Raw genomic sequence first — 14,119 nt, 5'->3', positions numbered from 1 at the left:
GTTCACGCCCCCGGTCGCTCGTTGTCTTTCCAGCACCGGGTGGCGGCACTGGTGTACAGGACGTGGTTGATGTCGGGCAGTCCGACGGCAGGCTTCGTGAGGAGTTCCGACTTACCGTTGCCTGCCACGACGTCGATACCGCACATGTAGAACTGGAACCACGAGCCGAACGTCGCAGCGCGACCGATCTTCTGCAGTTTCACCGGCAGATTGGTGAGCGCCTGCTTCAGATCGTCTTCGCGCGAGTTGAGCTGATCGGACAGGGACTTGATCCCGGCGATGTCGCCCTGGATCGCCGGCCGTGACTTGCTCAGGATGGAGCCGGTCACCGTCGTGAGGTTCGACACCGAGCTGACGGCCGATCCGATCGAACCGCGCTGCGCGGCCAATCCGGTCACCAGCTTCTCGGTGTTCACCAGAAGGCTGGAGAACTCCTTGTCGTTGCGGTTCACGGTGTCCAGCACCTTCGTCAGGTTGGTGATCATGTCGCCGATCACCTGATCCTTGTCCGCGAGAGCATTCGTCAACTCGGACGTCTGGCTGATCAGCTGGCTGATCGTGGTGTCCATATCGCCTTGGAAGACCTTGATGATGGTCTCCGCGAGCTTGTCGATGTCGCCCGGCTCGATCTGCTTGAACAGCGGCTTGAAGCCGTTGAACAGTTCGGTCAGATTCACCGCGGGATGAGTGTTCTCGACCTTCGGGTCGGTGCCGAACGTGTAGCCCGTCTCGACCTTCTCGTTGGCTTGGCCCGCACCCTTCTCCAGTGCGACGTACCGCAGCCCCGTCAGGTTCCGGTAACGGATGTACACGTTTGTGCTCGCCGGCAGCGAGTCGCGGTCGACGTTGAACGTGACAAGCGCCTTGTTCCGCTCGGTGATCTCGACGCTCTCCACCTGACCGACGCGGACACCCGCGATGCGGACTTCGTCGCCGGGGTTGAGCATCGCGGCGTCAGTGAAGACGGCTTTGTAACCGGTTCGGCCGCCGCCGCCCGCATTCGCGATCGTGAGGCCGAGCATCGCCGTCGCGATGACGGTCACGACTGCGAAGACGATCAGTTTGACCAATGGTGCGATGAGGCCTCTCACTTGATCGTCACCCCCGCTCCGTCTGCGGCGCCTCCGCCGATGTATGTGATCCAAGTGGGAACCTGCGACGGGTCCACGCCGCTCGACGCCCCGTACACGAGCTTCATCTGCTTGACATAGTCGGCGTCGGAGACCTTTCCGGCGGGCTTCGCGCTGAACTGCGGCTGCGGCAGATCTGGCCACGTGGTCGGTCCGGCGTTACGCGACGGCGGCTGGTACGAGCCGTCCGGCACTCCGCCGCCCGGGTACTGCGGGAACGGTCGGCCATTGGTCGCAGGCTCGTAGCACCGAGCGGGCGGGTCCTCCCAGAACAGGCGCGGTTCGTCCTGGTTCGGGAGGTAGCGGCCACGCGGATTCACGAACTGCAGGTTCACGTGGACACCGGGGTTCTCCGTGCCCTTGCCGACGATCTTCGCCGCCTCAGGCAGGAGAGTCGAGAAGTTGTGGAACATGCATCCGAAGGTCGGCGACTGCTTTGCGATCTTGCGCAGGAACGGCTCCGACTCGATCGTGAGGTCCAACAGGTCACGCCGGTTGGTCTTCAGGAACTTCGTGGTGTCGGTCGCTGCGACGCCGAGCGTGGAGATCAGGGAACTCAAGTCGCTCTGCCGTTCCACGATCGTGTTGCCCGTGACTCGAATCGAATCGAGCGCGTCGATCACGTCGGGCAGCGCTTCGGAATAGGTGTCCGAGAACGTCGCGAGTCCGCGCAATGTGCCCTGCAGGTCGTCCATGTTCGCGTTGACGCGGGTGAAGATCGTGTTCAGTCGGTCGAAAGTGTCGCCGAGTTCCTTGCCCTTGCCGCCGATCGCTTGCGAGATCGACGTGAGCGTCACGTTCAGATCCTGCGGCGGGATCGCTTCGAGCACCGGAAGCAGGGCGTCGAACAGGTCCTCGACCTCCTTGGAACTGCCCCGCGGATCGGTCTTGATGACGTCGCCGTCGCTCAACTCGCCCTTGCCGTCCGCCGGCACGGTCAGCGAGACGAACCGCTCGCCGAAGAGCGTCTTGGGCAGCACGCGGCCAGTGGTTCCGATCGGCAGGTCCTTGGCCTTACTCGGATCGAGACCCAGTTCCAGGGTCGCCTTGCCACCGGACTGCACATCCACTTCACGTACGGTGCCGACAAGGACGCCGCGCGCCTTGACGTCGGAGTTCACGCCGAGTGCGCTTCCGATGTCGCTGGTCTGCAGGGTGACCGTCGTGTAATCGTCGAACGCTCCGCGGAACTTCAGGATCGAAGTCGCGAGAAGTCCGATGACCACGACGAAGAAGAGCAGGCCGAGCAGCCTGCGTTTAGCAGTCGCCACGTTCGTCTAACCTCCGACTCTGACCGACGTTGTGGTTCCCCAGATCGCGAGTCCGAGGAAGAAGTCCATGACGGCGATCAGCACGAGTGCGGCGCGGACCGCGTGGCCCACCGCCACACCGACGCCCGCCGGACCGCCACTGGCGTAGTAGCCGTAGTAGCAGTGCACCATGATGATCACGAACGCGAACACTAGGACTTTGCCGAACGACCATAAGACGTCGACCGGTGGCAGGAACAGATTGAAGTAGTGATCGTACGAACCCGTCGACTGACCGTTGAACACCGTGTTGACCACCCGAGACGCGAGGTACGCGGCCATCAACCCGAGCACGTAGAGCGGGATGACGGCGACGAAGCCTGCGATGACGCGAGTGCTCACGAGGAACGGAATCGACGGAACCGCCATCACCTCGAGTGCGTCGATCTCCTCAGAGATCCGCATGGCGCCGAGTTGGGCGGTGAAACCGCAGCCGACGGTCGCAGACAAGGCGAGACCGGCGACCAGCGGCGCGACCTCACGAGTGTTCACATACGCCGACAGGAAGCCGGTCAGCGCCTGTGAACCGATCTGGTCGAGAGCCGCATACCCCTGCATGCCGACCACGACGCCGGTGAAACCGGACATCAGGATCATCACGCCGACCGTGCCGCCGATGACAGCGAGGCCGCCGGAACCGAACGCGACCTCCGCCAACAGGCGCATCACTTCGCGCGTGTAGTGCACGAGGGTCTTCGGGATCCACGCGAGGGTCCGCCCGTAGAAGGACATCTGTTCGCCTGCGCCGTCGAGCATCTTCAACGGCTTGCCGAGCTGCTTGCGCGCCTCGTAGAGGTAGTACTCCGGACGGCTCTTCGCGATCGTCACACCACGAGTCATCACTAACCTACCTTCGGCGGAACGATCTGCAGGAACACGGCGGTGATGATCAGGTTCGCGAAGAACAGGAGCAGGAACGTCACGACGACGCTCTGATTCACCGCGTCGCCGACGCCCTTCGGACCACCCTTCGGGTTGAGGCCCTTGTACGCGGCGATCACACCGGCCAGCACACCGAAGACCGCGGCCTTCAGTGTCGAGATGTAGAGGTCCGGCAGTTGGGCCAGGGCGCCGAACGACGCCAGGTAGGCGCCGGGGGTTCCGCCCTGGACGACGACGTTGAAGAAGTACCCGCCGCCGATGCCGACCACGGCGACGAGGCCGTTCAGCAGGATGGCGACGAGAACCATGGCCAACACGCGTGGCACGACGAGGCGCTGGACGGGGTTGATCCCGAGCACCTCCATCGCGTCGATCTCTTCGCGAATGGTGCGGGACCCGAGGTCGGCCGCGACGGCCGACCCGGCGGCTCCGGCCACCAGCAGTGAGGTCACCAGCGGGGACCCCTGCTGGACCACGACCAGAACACTGGCCGCACCGGTGTACGACTCAGCGCCGAGTTGCTTGATCAGCGAGCCGGTCTGCAGCGAGACGATGGCGCCGAACGGGATCGCGATGAGCGCCGTCGGCAGAATCGTGACGCTGGCGATGAACCAGGCCTGCTGAATGAACTCGCGCAACTGGAACGGCCGCACGAAGAGCTGGCGTGCGACGTCGACGAACAGCTGAACGATATTGCCGGTCTGCGCGAGGGCGCCCTCACCGGCTTTCCCGATCCTGTCGACGCCACGCGTGGTGGCACTCGTCATGCCTGGTTACTCCCCTGTCCGTTCGACTTGTCGTTGATGGCCGTCTCGATGGCGGACGTGTCGATCGGCTGGGTGAAGGCGTCATCGCCTGCCGGCTGAGCGACCGAGGTCTTAGCCAGGTCCGGCCGGTTGCCGTTCTCGGTCTGAGCGTTGACCACGTCGTGCACGTTGGTCGGCTCGACGTGGACGCCCTCCGGGCCGCCGGGCAGCCCGGTGCGCTCGACGTTCGGCTCGTTGAAGTCAGTCGCGGCGAGCGCGACCAGCGTGGTCGACGTCTCGGGCAGTTCGGCAGCGCGCCGATCCTCCTCGGCGATCGAGTTGCGGATCGCCTCCTGCGCGTTGGCCGGCAGCGTGTGCATCATGCTGAGCACGTTCGCGCGGTGGCGGATCGCGGCCTTGCGGACCGGCATGCCCGGGTTCGGCTGGACCTGCGGAATGATCTCCGAGAAATCATCCTTCGTGCCACCACCGGAGATACCCGCGGCCTGCATCGCGGCCTCCGCCGCAGCAGCGCCCTCGTCCTTCTCCTCCGACATGCCGATCGGACCGAAACGATCACCCGCGAGGAACTGCTTGACCACCGGCTGCTCCGAGGTCAGCAACTGCTCACGCGGACCGAACATCACCAGTTCCTTACGGAAGAGCATGCCGATGTTGTCCGGAATCGTTCGAGCGATATTGATGTTGTGCGTGACAACCATGATCGTCGCATCGATCTCGGCGTTGATGTCGATCAACAGCTGCGAGATGTACGCGGTACGGACCGGGTCCAGACCCGAGTCCGGCTCGTCACACAAGATGATCTCGGGATCGAGAACCAGCGCACGCGCCAGACCGGCACGCTTACGCATACCGCCGGAGATCTCACCGGGCAGCTTGTCCTCAGCGCCCGTCAGACCCACCAACTCGACCTTGTCCAGGACGATCTTGCGGATCTCGTCTTCCTTCTTCTTCGTGTGCTCACGAAGCGGGAACGCAATGTTGTCGAACAGACTCATCGAACCGAACAGCGCACCGTCCTGGAACAACACGCCGAACAGCTTTCGGATCTCGTAGAGCTCCTTCGCCGAACACTGCGTGATGTCCGTGCCGTCCACGATCACCGAACCCTGCTCCGGGTGCAGCAGACCGATCAACGTCTTCAGGAACACCGATTTACCAGTACCCGACGGGCCCAGCAATGCGCTGACCTCACCTGCAGGCAACGTCAGACTGACGTCCCTCCAGATGTTCTGCGAGCCGAACGACTTCGTGAGTCCCTCGACGGTGACCTCAACTCCCACTGCGTCCCTCCAGACGTATCTCCACCGGTCCTGTCACCGCGCCATCCGTTGTCGCAGCATTCAAGCGTTCCCGCTCGTCCGGCGTGCCGTTTGTGGCTGCGGTCACTCTAACTCACGCGAGTGGCCGCTCATACCATCGGACCAGGGTAAAGCTTGATCTGTGATCGCCTTACTGGACAGTAACTTTCTCGGTGGTCTGAGAATACGCGAAGAATCGCTGTACTCCAAGTGACGGGCGACTCCCCGCCCCCCGTGGCTGAGACCGCTGCCACTGGGCGGCCGCGGAGCGTCTGTGGGTCGTCCTCACACACCCCGAGAAACGGGTACTGAAGCGAAAAAAAGCGAGGCCCGCAGGGATTCCTGCGGGCCTCGCCCTTTCCAGCCACACACCGTGGCCAGTGCGCCGTGCGGCGCGTCAGATCACTTCAGCGAGACCGAAGCGCCAGCCTCTTCGAGCTTGGTCTTGGCTGCTTCAGCGTCTTCCTTGCTGACCTTCTCCAGGAGCGCCTTCGGAGCACCCTCGACGAGGTCCTTGGCTTCCTTCAGGCCCAGACCGGCGACGACCTCACGCACGACCTTGATGACCTGGATCTTCTTGTCGCCCGCACCCTCGAGCACGACGTCGAACTCGTCCTGCTCGACAGCGGCCTCAGCAGCGGCCGGAGCGCCTGCAGCGGCAACGGCGACCGGAGCGGCAGCGGTGACCTCGAAGACCTCTTCGAACTTCTTCACGAAATCGCTGAGCTCCAGCAGGGTCAGTTCCTTGAACTGCTCGATGAGCTCGTCAGCGGTGAGCTTCGCCATGGTGGCGTCCTTCCGTAGTTCCCCGCCGGTGCGGGGGCGCCTGCAGTGCAGGCTCGTTCATGGGTGGTGATCGGCGAACCGATCGGGTGGAGCAACAGTGACTCAGGCCGCGTCGCCCGAGGCCTCCTGCTTCTCCTGCAGTGCCGCGGCGAGACGCGCGACCTGCGACGCAGGCTGGTTGAACAGCCCTGCAGCCTTTGCCAAGTTGCCCTTCATGGCACCGGCGAGCTTTGCCAGCAGAACCTCACGGGACTCAAGGTCGGCGATCTCTTCGACCTCGGCCACAGACAGCGCGCGGCCGTCCATGTACCCGCCCTTGATGACAAGGTTCTTGTTCTCCTTGGCGAACGTCTTCATTGCCTTGGCAGCTTCGGGAAGCTCGCCCTGGACGAATGCGATCGCTGTCGGACCGGTGAACAGCTCGTCGAGGCCCTCGACGCCTGCCTCTGCGGCAGCACGCTTGACGAGGGTGTTCTTGGCGACGGAGTAGGTTGCACCTTCACCGAGCGAGCGACGCAGGGTTCCCAGCTGCGTGACGGTCAGGCCACGGAATTCCGTGACGACCGCAGCATCGGAGCCCTTGAACTGCTCGGCGATCTCTGCAACTGCAGAAACCTTTTCGGCCTTAGCCATACTTCGCCTCCTCTCGTGTCACTTCACGTCGGTCCGGGTGAGCGGACCGAATCGGACCCAGGCCGTCGTGTCGTGAGAGCGGCGCACCCGATCGATGTCAGGCGAAAGAAAAACGCCCCGGCGCAGGAGGCACGGGGCGAACAAGAACTCAGCGCGTAGCGTGAGGAGTACTCCACGTTCATCCTGCGTGGGTCGCCGACTCTCGCCGGACCTTCGATCGGAAAACTCGTTTCCGACGACCAACGGTCTCTGGTTGAACTCGATGCATCGAGCGAACTCGATGTACCGGCTAATAGGCTAACTCGCATGTCCCCAGAAGTCGAATCGGCGCAGCGCCGGGCCGCCGCGGCTCAATCCGCGCTTCGCGCACGCCATCTCCGCCCGATCGGTGGGTGGGTTCCGTTCACCCGGATCGGCCGGGTCGCATGGCCGCCTGCCGGACGACCGCTGTCGAAGGAACGGCTCACCGCGTCGTGGAACTACTGGTGGCAGGCCCACCTGGTCGATGTCCTCGTCGACGGCGCGATCCACCGGGGCGACGAGCAGTGCGCGCGGGACGCCACCGCTCTGCTGCGCGGAATCCGGATCCGCAACGTCGGGCGATGGACCAACTCGTACTACGACGACATGGCCTGGCTCGGTCTCGCCGTCGAGCGGACCGAACGCAGGCTGGGGTCCGGCGGGCCGAGTTGCCGACCGCGTGCACTGCGCGTGCTGCGCGACCGGATGGTCGACGCGTGGTCGCCGGAGTCGGGCGGCGGGATCCCGTGGCGCACCACCGACACCTTCTTCAATGCGCCGGCGAACGGCCCGGCCGCGATCCTGTTGTCGCGAACCGACCGGGTCGAGCGCGCGGTCGCGATGGCCGACTGGATCGACGACAACCTCTGCCTGCCGTCCGGGCTGATCGCCGATGGCGTGTGGCGCCGATCCGACGGGTCCCGCGACCTCGACGACGCTCTGTTCACGTACTGCCAGGGCGTGGCTCTCGGCGCGTACACCGAGGCCTACCGACACACCGGCGACCGACGTCGACTCGACCGCATCGACGCGTTGCTGACCGCGACCGCTGCTCGGTTCACCACAGACGGGGTGGTGCGCGGGGCAGGTGGCGGCGACGGCGGATTGTTCGGCGGCGTCCTCACCAGGAATCTCGCTCTGGTCGCAACCGACCTCCCCGGTCAGGACGAGACCGCCGAGTCGGTGCGCAGCCGGGCCGCGGCCATCGTCACCGCGAGCGCCGACGCCGCATGGGCGAACCGCACCGAGCACGACGGGCTGCCGGTGTTCGGTCCCGATTGGCGAAAACCCGCCGTCGTCCCGACATCGGCGGGACCGTCCGCCCGCAAGCACGGCGGAGCCGTCGCCTCGTCGAAGACACCAGAACGCGACCTGTCCGTCCAGATCGGGGCGACGATGCTCCTGGAGGCTGCGGTTGCGGTCACAATCCGGTCACCGGAGCACATCGGTTCCACCCCGGATTAGGCATCTGGAACGCCGTCGTTTTAAATGGGTTAACGAGACCGATGGTGACGCGCACCACAGGCGCGCCGTCTGGTCGGGAGCCGGGCTGTTGAGAAAGGCAGGCCGGACAGGGGAAACGGACGGCGAGAGGGGTGAGCTGCGCGATGACACTCGACTTTGACTACGACGCGTTCCTGGGGCCAGACCGAGGCGCCGCACGTCTGTACGGAAACGCTGACGGCGGCGATAGGGCGCACGCGTGGCGCGAAGCAGTCGACGGCAAACAGCCGTATCCGCGAGTGCACATCGACCGCAGCGTCGTCGTGACCGCGTCCGACGGCACACGGCTGCGCGCGACTCTCGTCCGACCTGCCAACTTGTTGGGCCAACCGGTCAAGACATCCTTCCCCACGGTCCTCAACGTCAATCCGTACAACCGGGCTGTCCTCGACGGGATCGACCACGCGCTGCACGCGCCCGGGATCGGCAGTGCGGTCCGGACCGCGAGCGCGTCGATCCCACTCGGCGACGGAGCTTCACGGATGGGGCGCACCTTCGGCACCGGACTGTGGGACGTGTTCGGCATCAACCGGAGCCTGGTCCGTTCCGGCTACACCCAGGTGATCGTCGACGTTCGCGGTACGGGGTCGTCGCACGGTCGCTGGGAGATCCTGTCGCCGCGCGAACAGCAGGACTCCGTCGAGGTGATCGACTGGATCAGTCGACAGCCTTGGTGCGACGGCAACGTCGGCATGGCCGGGTGGTCGTACTCGGCGATCAACGCGCTGCAGGCCGCGGGTCATCGTCCCCCGGCTCTCAAGGCGGTCTTCGCGATCGAAGGCGGTGAAGACCTCGTTCGCGACGTCTACCTCACGGGCGGCATGCCGTCGGCCTTCATCCCGCTGTGGCTTGCCCTCGTCAACGGCCTCAAATGGCTCCCGAACCCGGCGACCGGCGTCGCCGACGTCCTGCGCGGCGACGCGTACCGCTGGGTCAAGGACCGGCTGAAGTCGCCGGCGTCGGAGATGCCGTCTCTGCTGTGGGGTTTCCTCACCGCACGCGACGAGCGGATCTTCGACGATCCCTACTTCGACGTTCGCAACCCTAAGGTCGAGCAGATCGACTGCCCGACGTTCACGGTCGGCGGCTGGCACGACCTGTTCGGTCGCAGCGCGAGCCGCGTGTACGCCAAACTCCAGATGGAGCCGGGACGCAAACAGATGCTCGTCGCCGACGGTTACCACCTCGATCCGGGCTGTGACCACGGGACCGCAGGCCGTCCGCCGCGGTTGGACGTGCTCGAGCGGGCCTGGTTCGACAAGTGGCTCAAGGGCATCGACAACGAGGTCGACGCGTACGGTCCGGTCACCATGCAGCAGCAGGGCGGCGACTGGTCGTGCGGCGAGTCGTTCCCGCGTGCCTCCGTCTCTCCGCGCCGACTCTTCCTCACCGAGGAGCCGTCTGGCACGGCCTGGCACACGCGGCATGACGGAAGCCTGCGGACGGGCCCCGCCACCCGGCGTCGAGCACTGCGGATCACACCTGACCTCCGCGGATTCGCATCCCGAGACATCGCGCAAGTGACGGCTGGCGCCGCCATCGCGCTCGGCGAGAACTTCTCGACCGACGCGCGGTACCAGGAGGAGGGCGGGCTCTCGTTCACCAGTGAGCCGGTCTCGACACCGACTCAAGTGTCCGGGCAGATGAATCTGAGGTTGAACGTCTCGACCACCGCGCACGAGGGGATCTGGGCGGTGACGGTCAACGACGTCGCCCCCGACGGACGCTCTCGCGTCCTCACGAACGGCGCGCTGACCGCGTCCAACCGGGCGCTCGACCCGTCCCGCTGCACGTACACGGAGGACGGAGTGCTCCTCGACGCCGTTCACTATCTGACTCGCCAGCGTCGTCTGCCTGTGCCCGCCGACGAGCCGGTTCGTATCGACGTCGACCTGGTCCCGACCGACGCGGTCCTCGCCGCGGGACACCGGCTTCGGGTGGACGTGTACGCGGCGAGCCTGCCTCGCTACCTGACGATCGTCCCCGATCTGATCAAGGCGCGCGGCCGCAGGCAGCAACTGGTCCTGGACCCGAACAAACCGAGTTACCTCACCTTCCAGGCCGACGGCGGCTTCGGAGCCGAGCCGGTGCCCGTCGTGAGCCTCGCCGCCAACAGCTGACCCGCGACGCTCTGGTTCCACGTCCGCCGGCTCACAGCAACCCGCTGTCACCGAACACCACGCGGTAGACGAACGCAGTCTCCGGACCGAGCACCAGACCGACGAGGTCGATGAGCGCATCGACGAAGCAGCGACCGTGAGCCGGACTCCCGACGTCGTCGACGTGGTGCGCGACTTCGTGCAGCACGACCAGCTCGCGCAACGCCCAGGCCCCGTCGGCCGAGTCGGGGACGGCGATCACCGCACCGTCGCGCTCGTAGTGGGCGGCCCTGCTCCCCCGACGCCGTCGGACGGCGACCGGATGCGCGGCTCGCGGAAAGCGTGCTCGTACGGCCGGCGCGGCGAGTACGTCGTCGACGTAACGTCGAACAGACTCGACCGACGAGAACTTCGCCTCCGGCGGCACGGTGAGATCGGTGCCCGCTATCTGCACCGTCCGCGTGGAGCCTGCGCGTTCGAAGATCCGATGGACCAGACGTTCGGCGTCATAGACCGCGGACCGGTTGGAGTCCCTGGTCACCGGTCGATGGCGCCGCGAGCGCCCGGCAGGGACTGCTCCTGCGCGATGCGGGCACGCCTGCCTGCCCGGTCGCCTGCACGTCGGGCCGCCGTCGAATACCCGGACCGCGCAGACGACGGCCGCCACGTGCCACGCGCCGTCGACGACTGCTTGTAGAAGTCGCGGACCTCCAATTCCTTGTCGCGCAACGCGATCTCGGTGGATCCGCCTGCCGTGTCATCGGCCGCGAGCGCATGAGCGCGCTCGTCGTCGCGTGCTTGGAGCAACCGTTTGCCGATCCGTTCGGCGAACGCGGACTGGAAGTTGAGTCGGGCGGTGATCGGCGACAACGGCTTCTCGGCGACCGCCCGCCTCCGGAAGAAGCCGTCGCCGACGGTGACCACCTGGCGGGCCGTCTCGCCTTTGTATGCGCCGGACTTCAAGTAGGCGTCGCTCGCAGCGACCATCTGGATGACCAGGGAGGTGTACAGCGCCTCGGTGGCGTCGAGATCGGATTCGAATCCATAGGCGATGACGAACGTCGAGTTCGACGCGACGTCGACGGTGAGATCATTGGCCCGGCCGATCTGCACGAATAACTGGACGTAGGTCCGCAGGCCACGCTTGCCCTTCTCCCCGATGCTCACCTGGCGGGTGATCGGCGCACTGGCAGTCCGCGCCGCCGGGTCGTGGGATCGCGCCAACGCCAGGTCGATCGACGACGCCGTCGCGAGACGTTGCGCGGCGGCCATGAACGCCTCGGCCTCATGCTCGTTGTCGGTGCCTTCGGCCTGCCGCAGCAGTCCCGAGATGCGGGTGAGGAGTCTGTCGTCGCGCATGCGACACAGGTTATCGGCGCCGCCGGTATCCGTCGATCTCGTTATCCACAGGCCGGCTCCGGGGGTCACCGTACGACGAGTGCCTGCCCGGCGACCATCAGCACCACGGTGTCGCTGATACTCGCGATCGAGGCGTTGAGGCGTCCCAGTTCGTCTCGGAACAGTCGGCCGGACGGCGTTGCCGGGACCACCCCGCTTCCGACCTCGTTGCTCACTGCGACCGCCGAGACCGGGCACGAGCGCCAAGCCTGCACGAGCTCGTCCACGTCGCGGCGCACGCCGTTCAGATCGCCGGACTCCCACACGCCGTGATGGTCGAGTCTAGCGGTGAGCCACGTTCCCAGACAGTCGACGAGGACGGGTGCCGTCGCCGCACGCAGGACGTCGGCGACCGCGGTGGTCTCGAGCGTCGTCCACGACGACGGTCGGCGACGCTGGTGGCGGTCGATGCGATGCGCCCATTCTGCGTCGACAGAGTGCGGGTCCGGCGGTCCGCCTGCGGCCACATAGACGACGTCGTCGACGTCCGCCAGGTGGTTCTCGGCGTACCGCGACTTGCCCGACCGCGCACCTCCGGTGACGAACAGGTGCCGCCGCTGGGGTCGCGTTCTGCCCGCGGCCGCTGGATCGCCGAGTTCGACGACTTCGCCGTCTCGGCCCGGCCGAGCACCGAGCTCCGCCAGGCGCCGCCCGAGTTCGTCGATCGGCGGGTTGTGGTGTCCCAGGTGCACTGCGACGACGTCGGTCCGCTCCGTGGCGGCACCGACCTCGCGCATCACTGCGAGCATGTCCCCGAACCCACTCAGACCCAGGTGTCCGGTCGACTCCACGGCTCGGTCGCCGAACGTCTCCTCGAGGAACACCGCGTCGTACTGCGCATCGACGACCACATCGAACCACGACCGCGGCCACGTCCCCGTATCGGTCGCCCACAGCAGCCGTGACCGGTCCGGACCCGTCACGTCGTAGAGAACCGCGTCGCCGTCGACGAACACTCGGTGCCGCGCGGGGAGCACTCGCACGTCGTACCCGCCCAGGCGCACACGATCGCCCGCGGCGACGGGGAGGAAGCGCACCGGATCGTCCGGCCCGACCCAGTCGCGACAGGCGTCCACTGCGTCTGTCGGTCCGACCACACACAGCTCGTCCAGACCGGGCACCCACGACCGAGACAACAGCACGTGCGGCTCGAGATGGTCGGTGTGCGCATGGGTGATGAGCAGGAACCGCACTCCCGCCAACAACCTGCCCGCCCGGACGGCCGCGCCGGGGACTCCGGGGCCGCAGTCGAGGAGCAGTGTGTCGTCGACGAGTGCGGACGTCTGCCCGCGCGTCTCGCACAGGGACGCCGCGCCGACACACGACCCGCAACCACAGAACGGGTTGGGCCATCCGTCCGCGGCTCCGGCGCCGAGCAGCACGACCTCCATCACGTCTCCTAGTCGATCATCCCGACACACAGATGTGTCTCGATACGAGAACTGGGGCCCGGCACTCGAAAGTGCCGGGCCCCAGTGGGTGTCTCTGTGCGTCGCCCCTATCGAGGCGGACGCAGCCGAATCACGCCTGGTCTTCGCCTGTGAAGTTACGCGTCACCGACGGATCCACCTGGATGCCCGGACCGGTGTTGGTCGAGACCGTGATCTTCTTGACGTAGCGGCCCTTGGCTGCCGACGGCTTCGCACGCTGGATCTCGTCGTATGCCGCACCGTAGTTCTCGGCGAGCTTGGCTGCGTCGAACGACGCCTTGCCGATGACGAAATGCAGGTTGGCTGCCTTGTCGACGCGGAAGCTGATCTTGCCGCCCTTGATGTCGTTGACAGCCTTCGTCACGTCGTTGGTGACCGTGCCGGTCTTCGGGTTCGGCATCAGACCACGCGGGCCGAGGACACGCGCGATGCGACCGACCTTGGCCATCTGGTCCGGTGCGGCGATCGCGGCGTCGAAGTCGAGCCAACCGCCCTGGATCTTCTCGATCAGGTCTTCGGCGCCGACCTCGTCGGCGCCGGCTGCGGCGGCCTCGGTCGCCTTGTCGCCAGCGGCGAACACGATGACGCGAGCAGTCTTACCGGTGCCGTTGGGCAGGTTGACGGTGCCGCGGACCATCTGGTCGGCCTTGCGGGGGTCGACGCCGAGGCGCACTGCGACCTCGACGGTCGCGTCGGTGTTCTTCGAGGAGGTGTCTTTCGCGAGCTCCACGGCCTCCAGCGGGCTGTACAGCTTGTCGCGATCGATCTTCTCAGCGGCGGCCTGGTAGGCCTTGCTCTTCTTGCTCATGCTCTGTTCCTTCTCCCCGCGGTCGTGCGGGAGTTAGTGGTTAATGGGCCG

The 14,119-nt window shown here is 66.0% G+C and carries 13 protein-coding genes; 2 read left to right on the top strand and 11 right to left on the bottom strand.

What is annotated here, in order from left to right; genetic code table 11:
• Positions 1-2: 2 nt before the first annotated feature.
• From L5G32_RS07530 to rplJ, 7 genes are all read right to left on the bottom strand, one after another.
• Entirely contained in the window at positions 3-1,091 is a 1,089-nt protein-coding gene (locus L5G32_RS07530) for an MCE family protein (protein ID WP_237010409.1), read from the bottom strand.
• Positions 1,088-2,401, bottom strand: a complete 1,314-nt coding sequence (locus L5G32_RS07525) for an MCE family protein (protein WP_237010408.1) — start codon at positions 2,399-2,401, stop codon at positions 1,088-1,090. Before L5G32_RS07525 ends, L5G32_RS07530 begins: the two co-directional genes overlap by 4 nt.
• Positions 2,402-2,407: 6 nt before the next feature.
• A complete protein-coding gene (locus tag L5G32_RS07520; RefSeq protein ID WP_237010407.1) occupies positions 2,408-3,280 on the bottom strand; it encodes an MlaE family ABC transporter permease in 873 nt (290 codons plus the stop codon).
• 2 nt (positions 3,281-3,282) lie between these two features.
• A complete protein-coding gene (locus L5G32_RS07515) occupies positions 3,283-4,089 on the bottom strand; it encodes an MlaE family ABC transporter permease (RefSeq protein ID WP_237010406.1) in 807 nt (268 codons plus the stop codon).
• Positions 4,086-5,372 (bottom strand): ABC transporter ATP-binding protein, encoded by a 1,287-nt coding sequence (locus tag L5G32_RS07510; RefSeq protein ID WP_237010405.1) that lies wholly within the window; start codon positions 5,370-5,372, stop codon positions 4,086-4,088. The genes L5G32_RS07515 and L5G32_RS07510 overlap by 4 nt, the downstream gene beginning before the upstream one ends.
• Positions 5,373-5,792: 420 nt before the next feature.
• Entirely contained in the window at positions 5,793-6,176 is a 384-nt protein-coding gene (gene rplL, locus L5G32_RS07505) for a 50S ribosomal protein L7/L12 (protein ID WP_237010404.1), read from the bottom strand.
• Between the two features lie 102 nt (positions 6,177-6,278).
• Positions 6,279-6,809: a 50S ribosomal protein L10 gene (gene rplJ, locus L5G32_RS07500; protein ID WP_237010403.1), complete on the bottom strand. Its 531-nt coding sequence runs from the start codon at positions 6,807-6,809 to the stop codon at positions 6,279-6,281.
• 306 nt (positions 6,810-7,115) lie between these two features.
• On the opposite strand from rplJ, the gene L5G32_RS07495 reads away from it, so the two are divergent.
• Together L5G32_RS07495 and L5G32_RS07490 are read left to right on the top strand one after the other, a co-directional pair.
• The gene (locus L5G32_RS07495) at positions 7,116-8,294 is read left to right on the top strand and encodes a glycoside hydrolase family 76 protein (protein WP_237010402.1); all 1,179 of its coding nucleotides are present in this window, start codon (positions 7,116-7,118) and stop codon (positions 8,292-8,294) included.
• A gap of 143 nt (positions 8,295-8,437) precedes the next feature.
• Positions 8,438-10,453, top strand: a complete 2,016-nt coding sequence (locus tag L5G32_RS07490; protein WP_237010401.1) for a CocE/NonD family hydrolase — start codon at positions 8,438-8,440, stop codon at positions 10,451-10,453.
• Positions 10,454-10,484: 31 nt separating this feature from the next.
• On the opposite strand, the gene L5G32_RS07485 is transcribed toward L5G32_RS07490, so the two are convergent.
• From L5G32_RS07485 to rplA, 4 genes are all read right to left on the bottom strand, one after another.
• Complete coding sequence (locus L5G32_RS07485; RefSeq protein WP_237010400.1) at positions 10,485-10,973, bottom strand: TIGR04338 family metallohydrolase; 489 nt, start codon at positions 10,971-10,973, stop codon at positions 10,485-10,487.
• Positions 10,970-11,791, bottom strand: a complete 822-nt coding sequence (locus L5G32_RS07480; protein ID WP_237010399.1) for a DUF2786 domain-containing protein — start codon at positions 11,789-11,791, stop codon at positions 10,970-10,972. Before L5G32_RS07480 ends, L5G32_RS07485 begins: the two co-directional genes overlap by 4 nt.
• A 65-nt stretch (positions 11,792-11,856) precedes the next feature.
• A complete protein-coding gene (locus L5G32_RS07475) occupies positions 11,857-13,221 on the bottom strand; it encodes a bifunctional adenosylcobinamide kinase/adenosylcobinamide-phosphate guanylyltransferase (RefSeq protein ID WP_237010398.1) in 1,365 nt (454 codons plus the stop codon).
• A gap of 130 nt (positions 13,222-13,351) precedes the next feature.
• Complete coding sequence (gene rplA, locus L5G32_RS07470) at positions 13,352-14,068, bottom strand: 50S ribosomal protein L1 (RefSeq protein WP_237010397.1); 717 nt, start codon at positions 14,066-14,068, stop codon at positions 13,352-13,354.
• Between the last annotated feature and the right edge of the window lie 51 nt (positions 14,069-14,119).

This window comes from Gordonia zhenghanii (assembly GCF_021738965.1).
GTDB lineage: Bacteria > Actinomycetota > Actinomycetes > Mycobacteriales > Mycobacteriaceae > Gordonia > Gordonia zhenghanii.
Note: the sequence above shows the minus strand (reverse complement) of the source record. Positions and strands in the feature narration are given on the sequence as shown.

Coding starts and splice junctions, on each gene's coding strand:
- rplL (WP_237010404.1), bottom strand. CDS start 6,176: ATGGCGAAGCTCACCGCTGACGAGCTCATCGAGCAGTTCAAGGAACTG.
- L5G32_RS07515 (WP_237010406.1), bottom strand. CDS start 4,089: ATGACGAGTGCCACCACGCGTGGCGTCGACAGGATCGGGAAAGCCGGT.
- L5G32_RS07480 (WP_237010399.1), bottom strand. CDS start 11,791: ATGCGCGACGACAGACTCCTCACCCGCATCTCGGGACTGCTGCGGCAG.
- rplA (WP_237010397.1), bottom strand. CDS start 14,068: ATGAGCAAGAAGAGCAAGGCCTACCAGGCCGCCGCTGAGAAGATCGAT.
- L5G32_RS07520 (WP_237010407.1), bottom strand. CDS start 3,280: ATGACTCGTGGTGTGACGATCGCGAAGAGCCGTCCGGAGTACTACCTC.
- L5G32_RS07495 (WP_237010402.1), top strand. CDS start 7,116: ATGTCCCCAGAAGTCGAATCGGCGCAGCGCCGGGCCGCCGCGGCTCAA.
- rplJ (WP_237010403.1), bottom strand. CDS start 6,809: ATGGCTAAGGCCGAAAAGGTTTCTGCAGTTGCAGAGATCGCCGAGCAG.
- L5G32_RS07475 (WP_237010398.1), bottom strand. CDS start 13,221: ATGGAGGTCGTGCTGCTCGGCGCCGGAGCCGCGGACGGATGGCCCAAC.
- L5G32_RS07490 (WP_237010401.1), top strand. CDS start 8,438: ATGACACTCGACTTTGACTACGACGCGTTCCTGGGGCCAGACCGAGGC.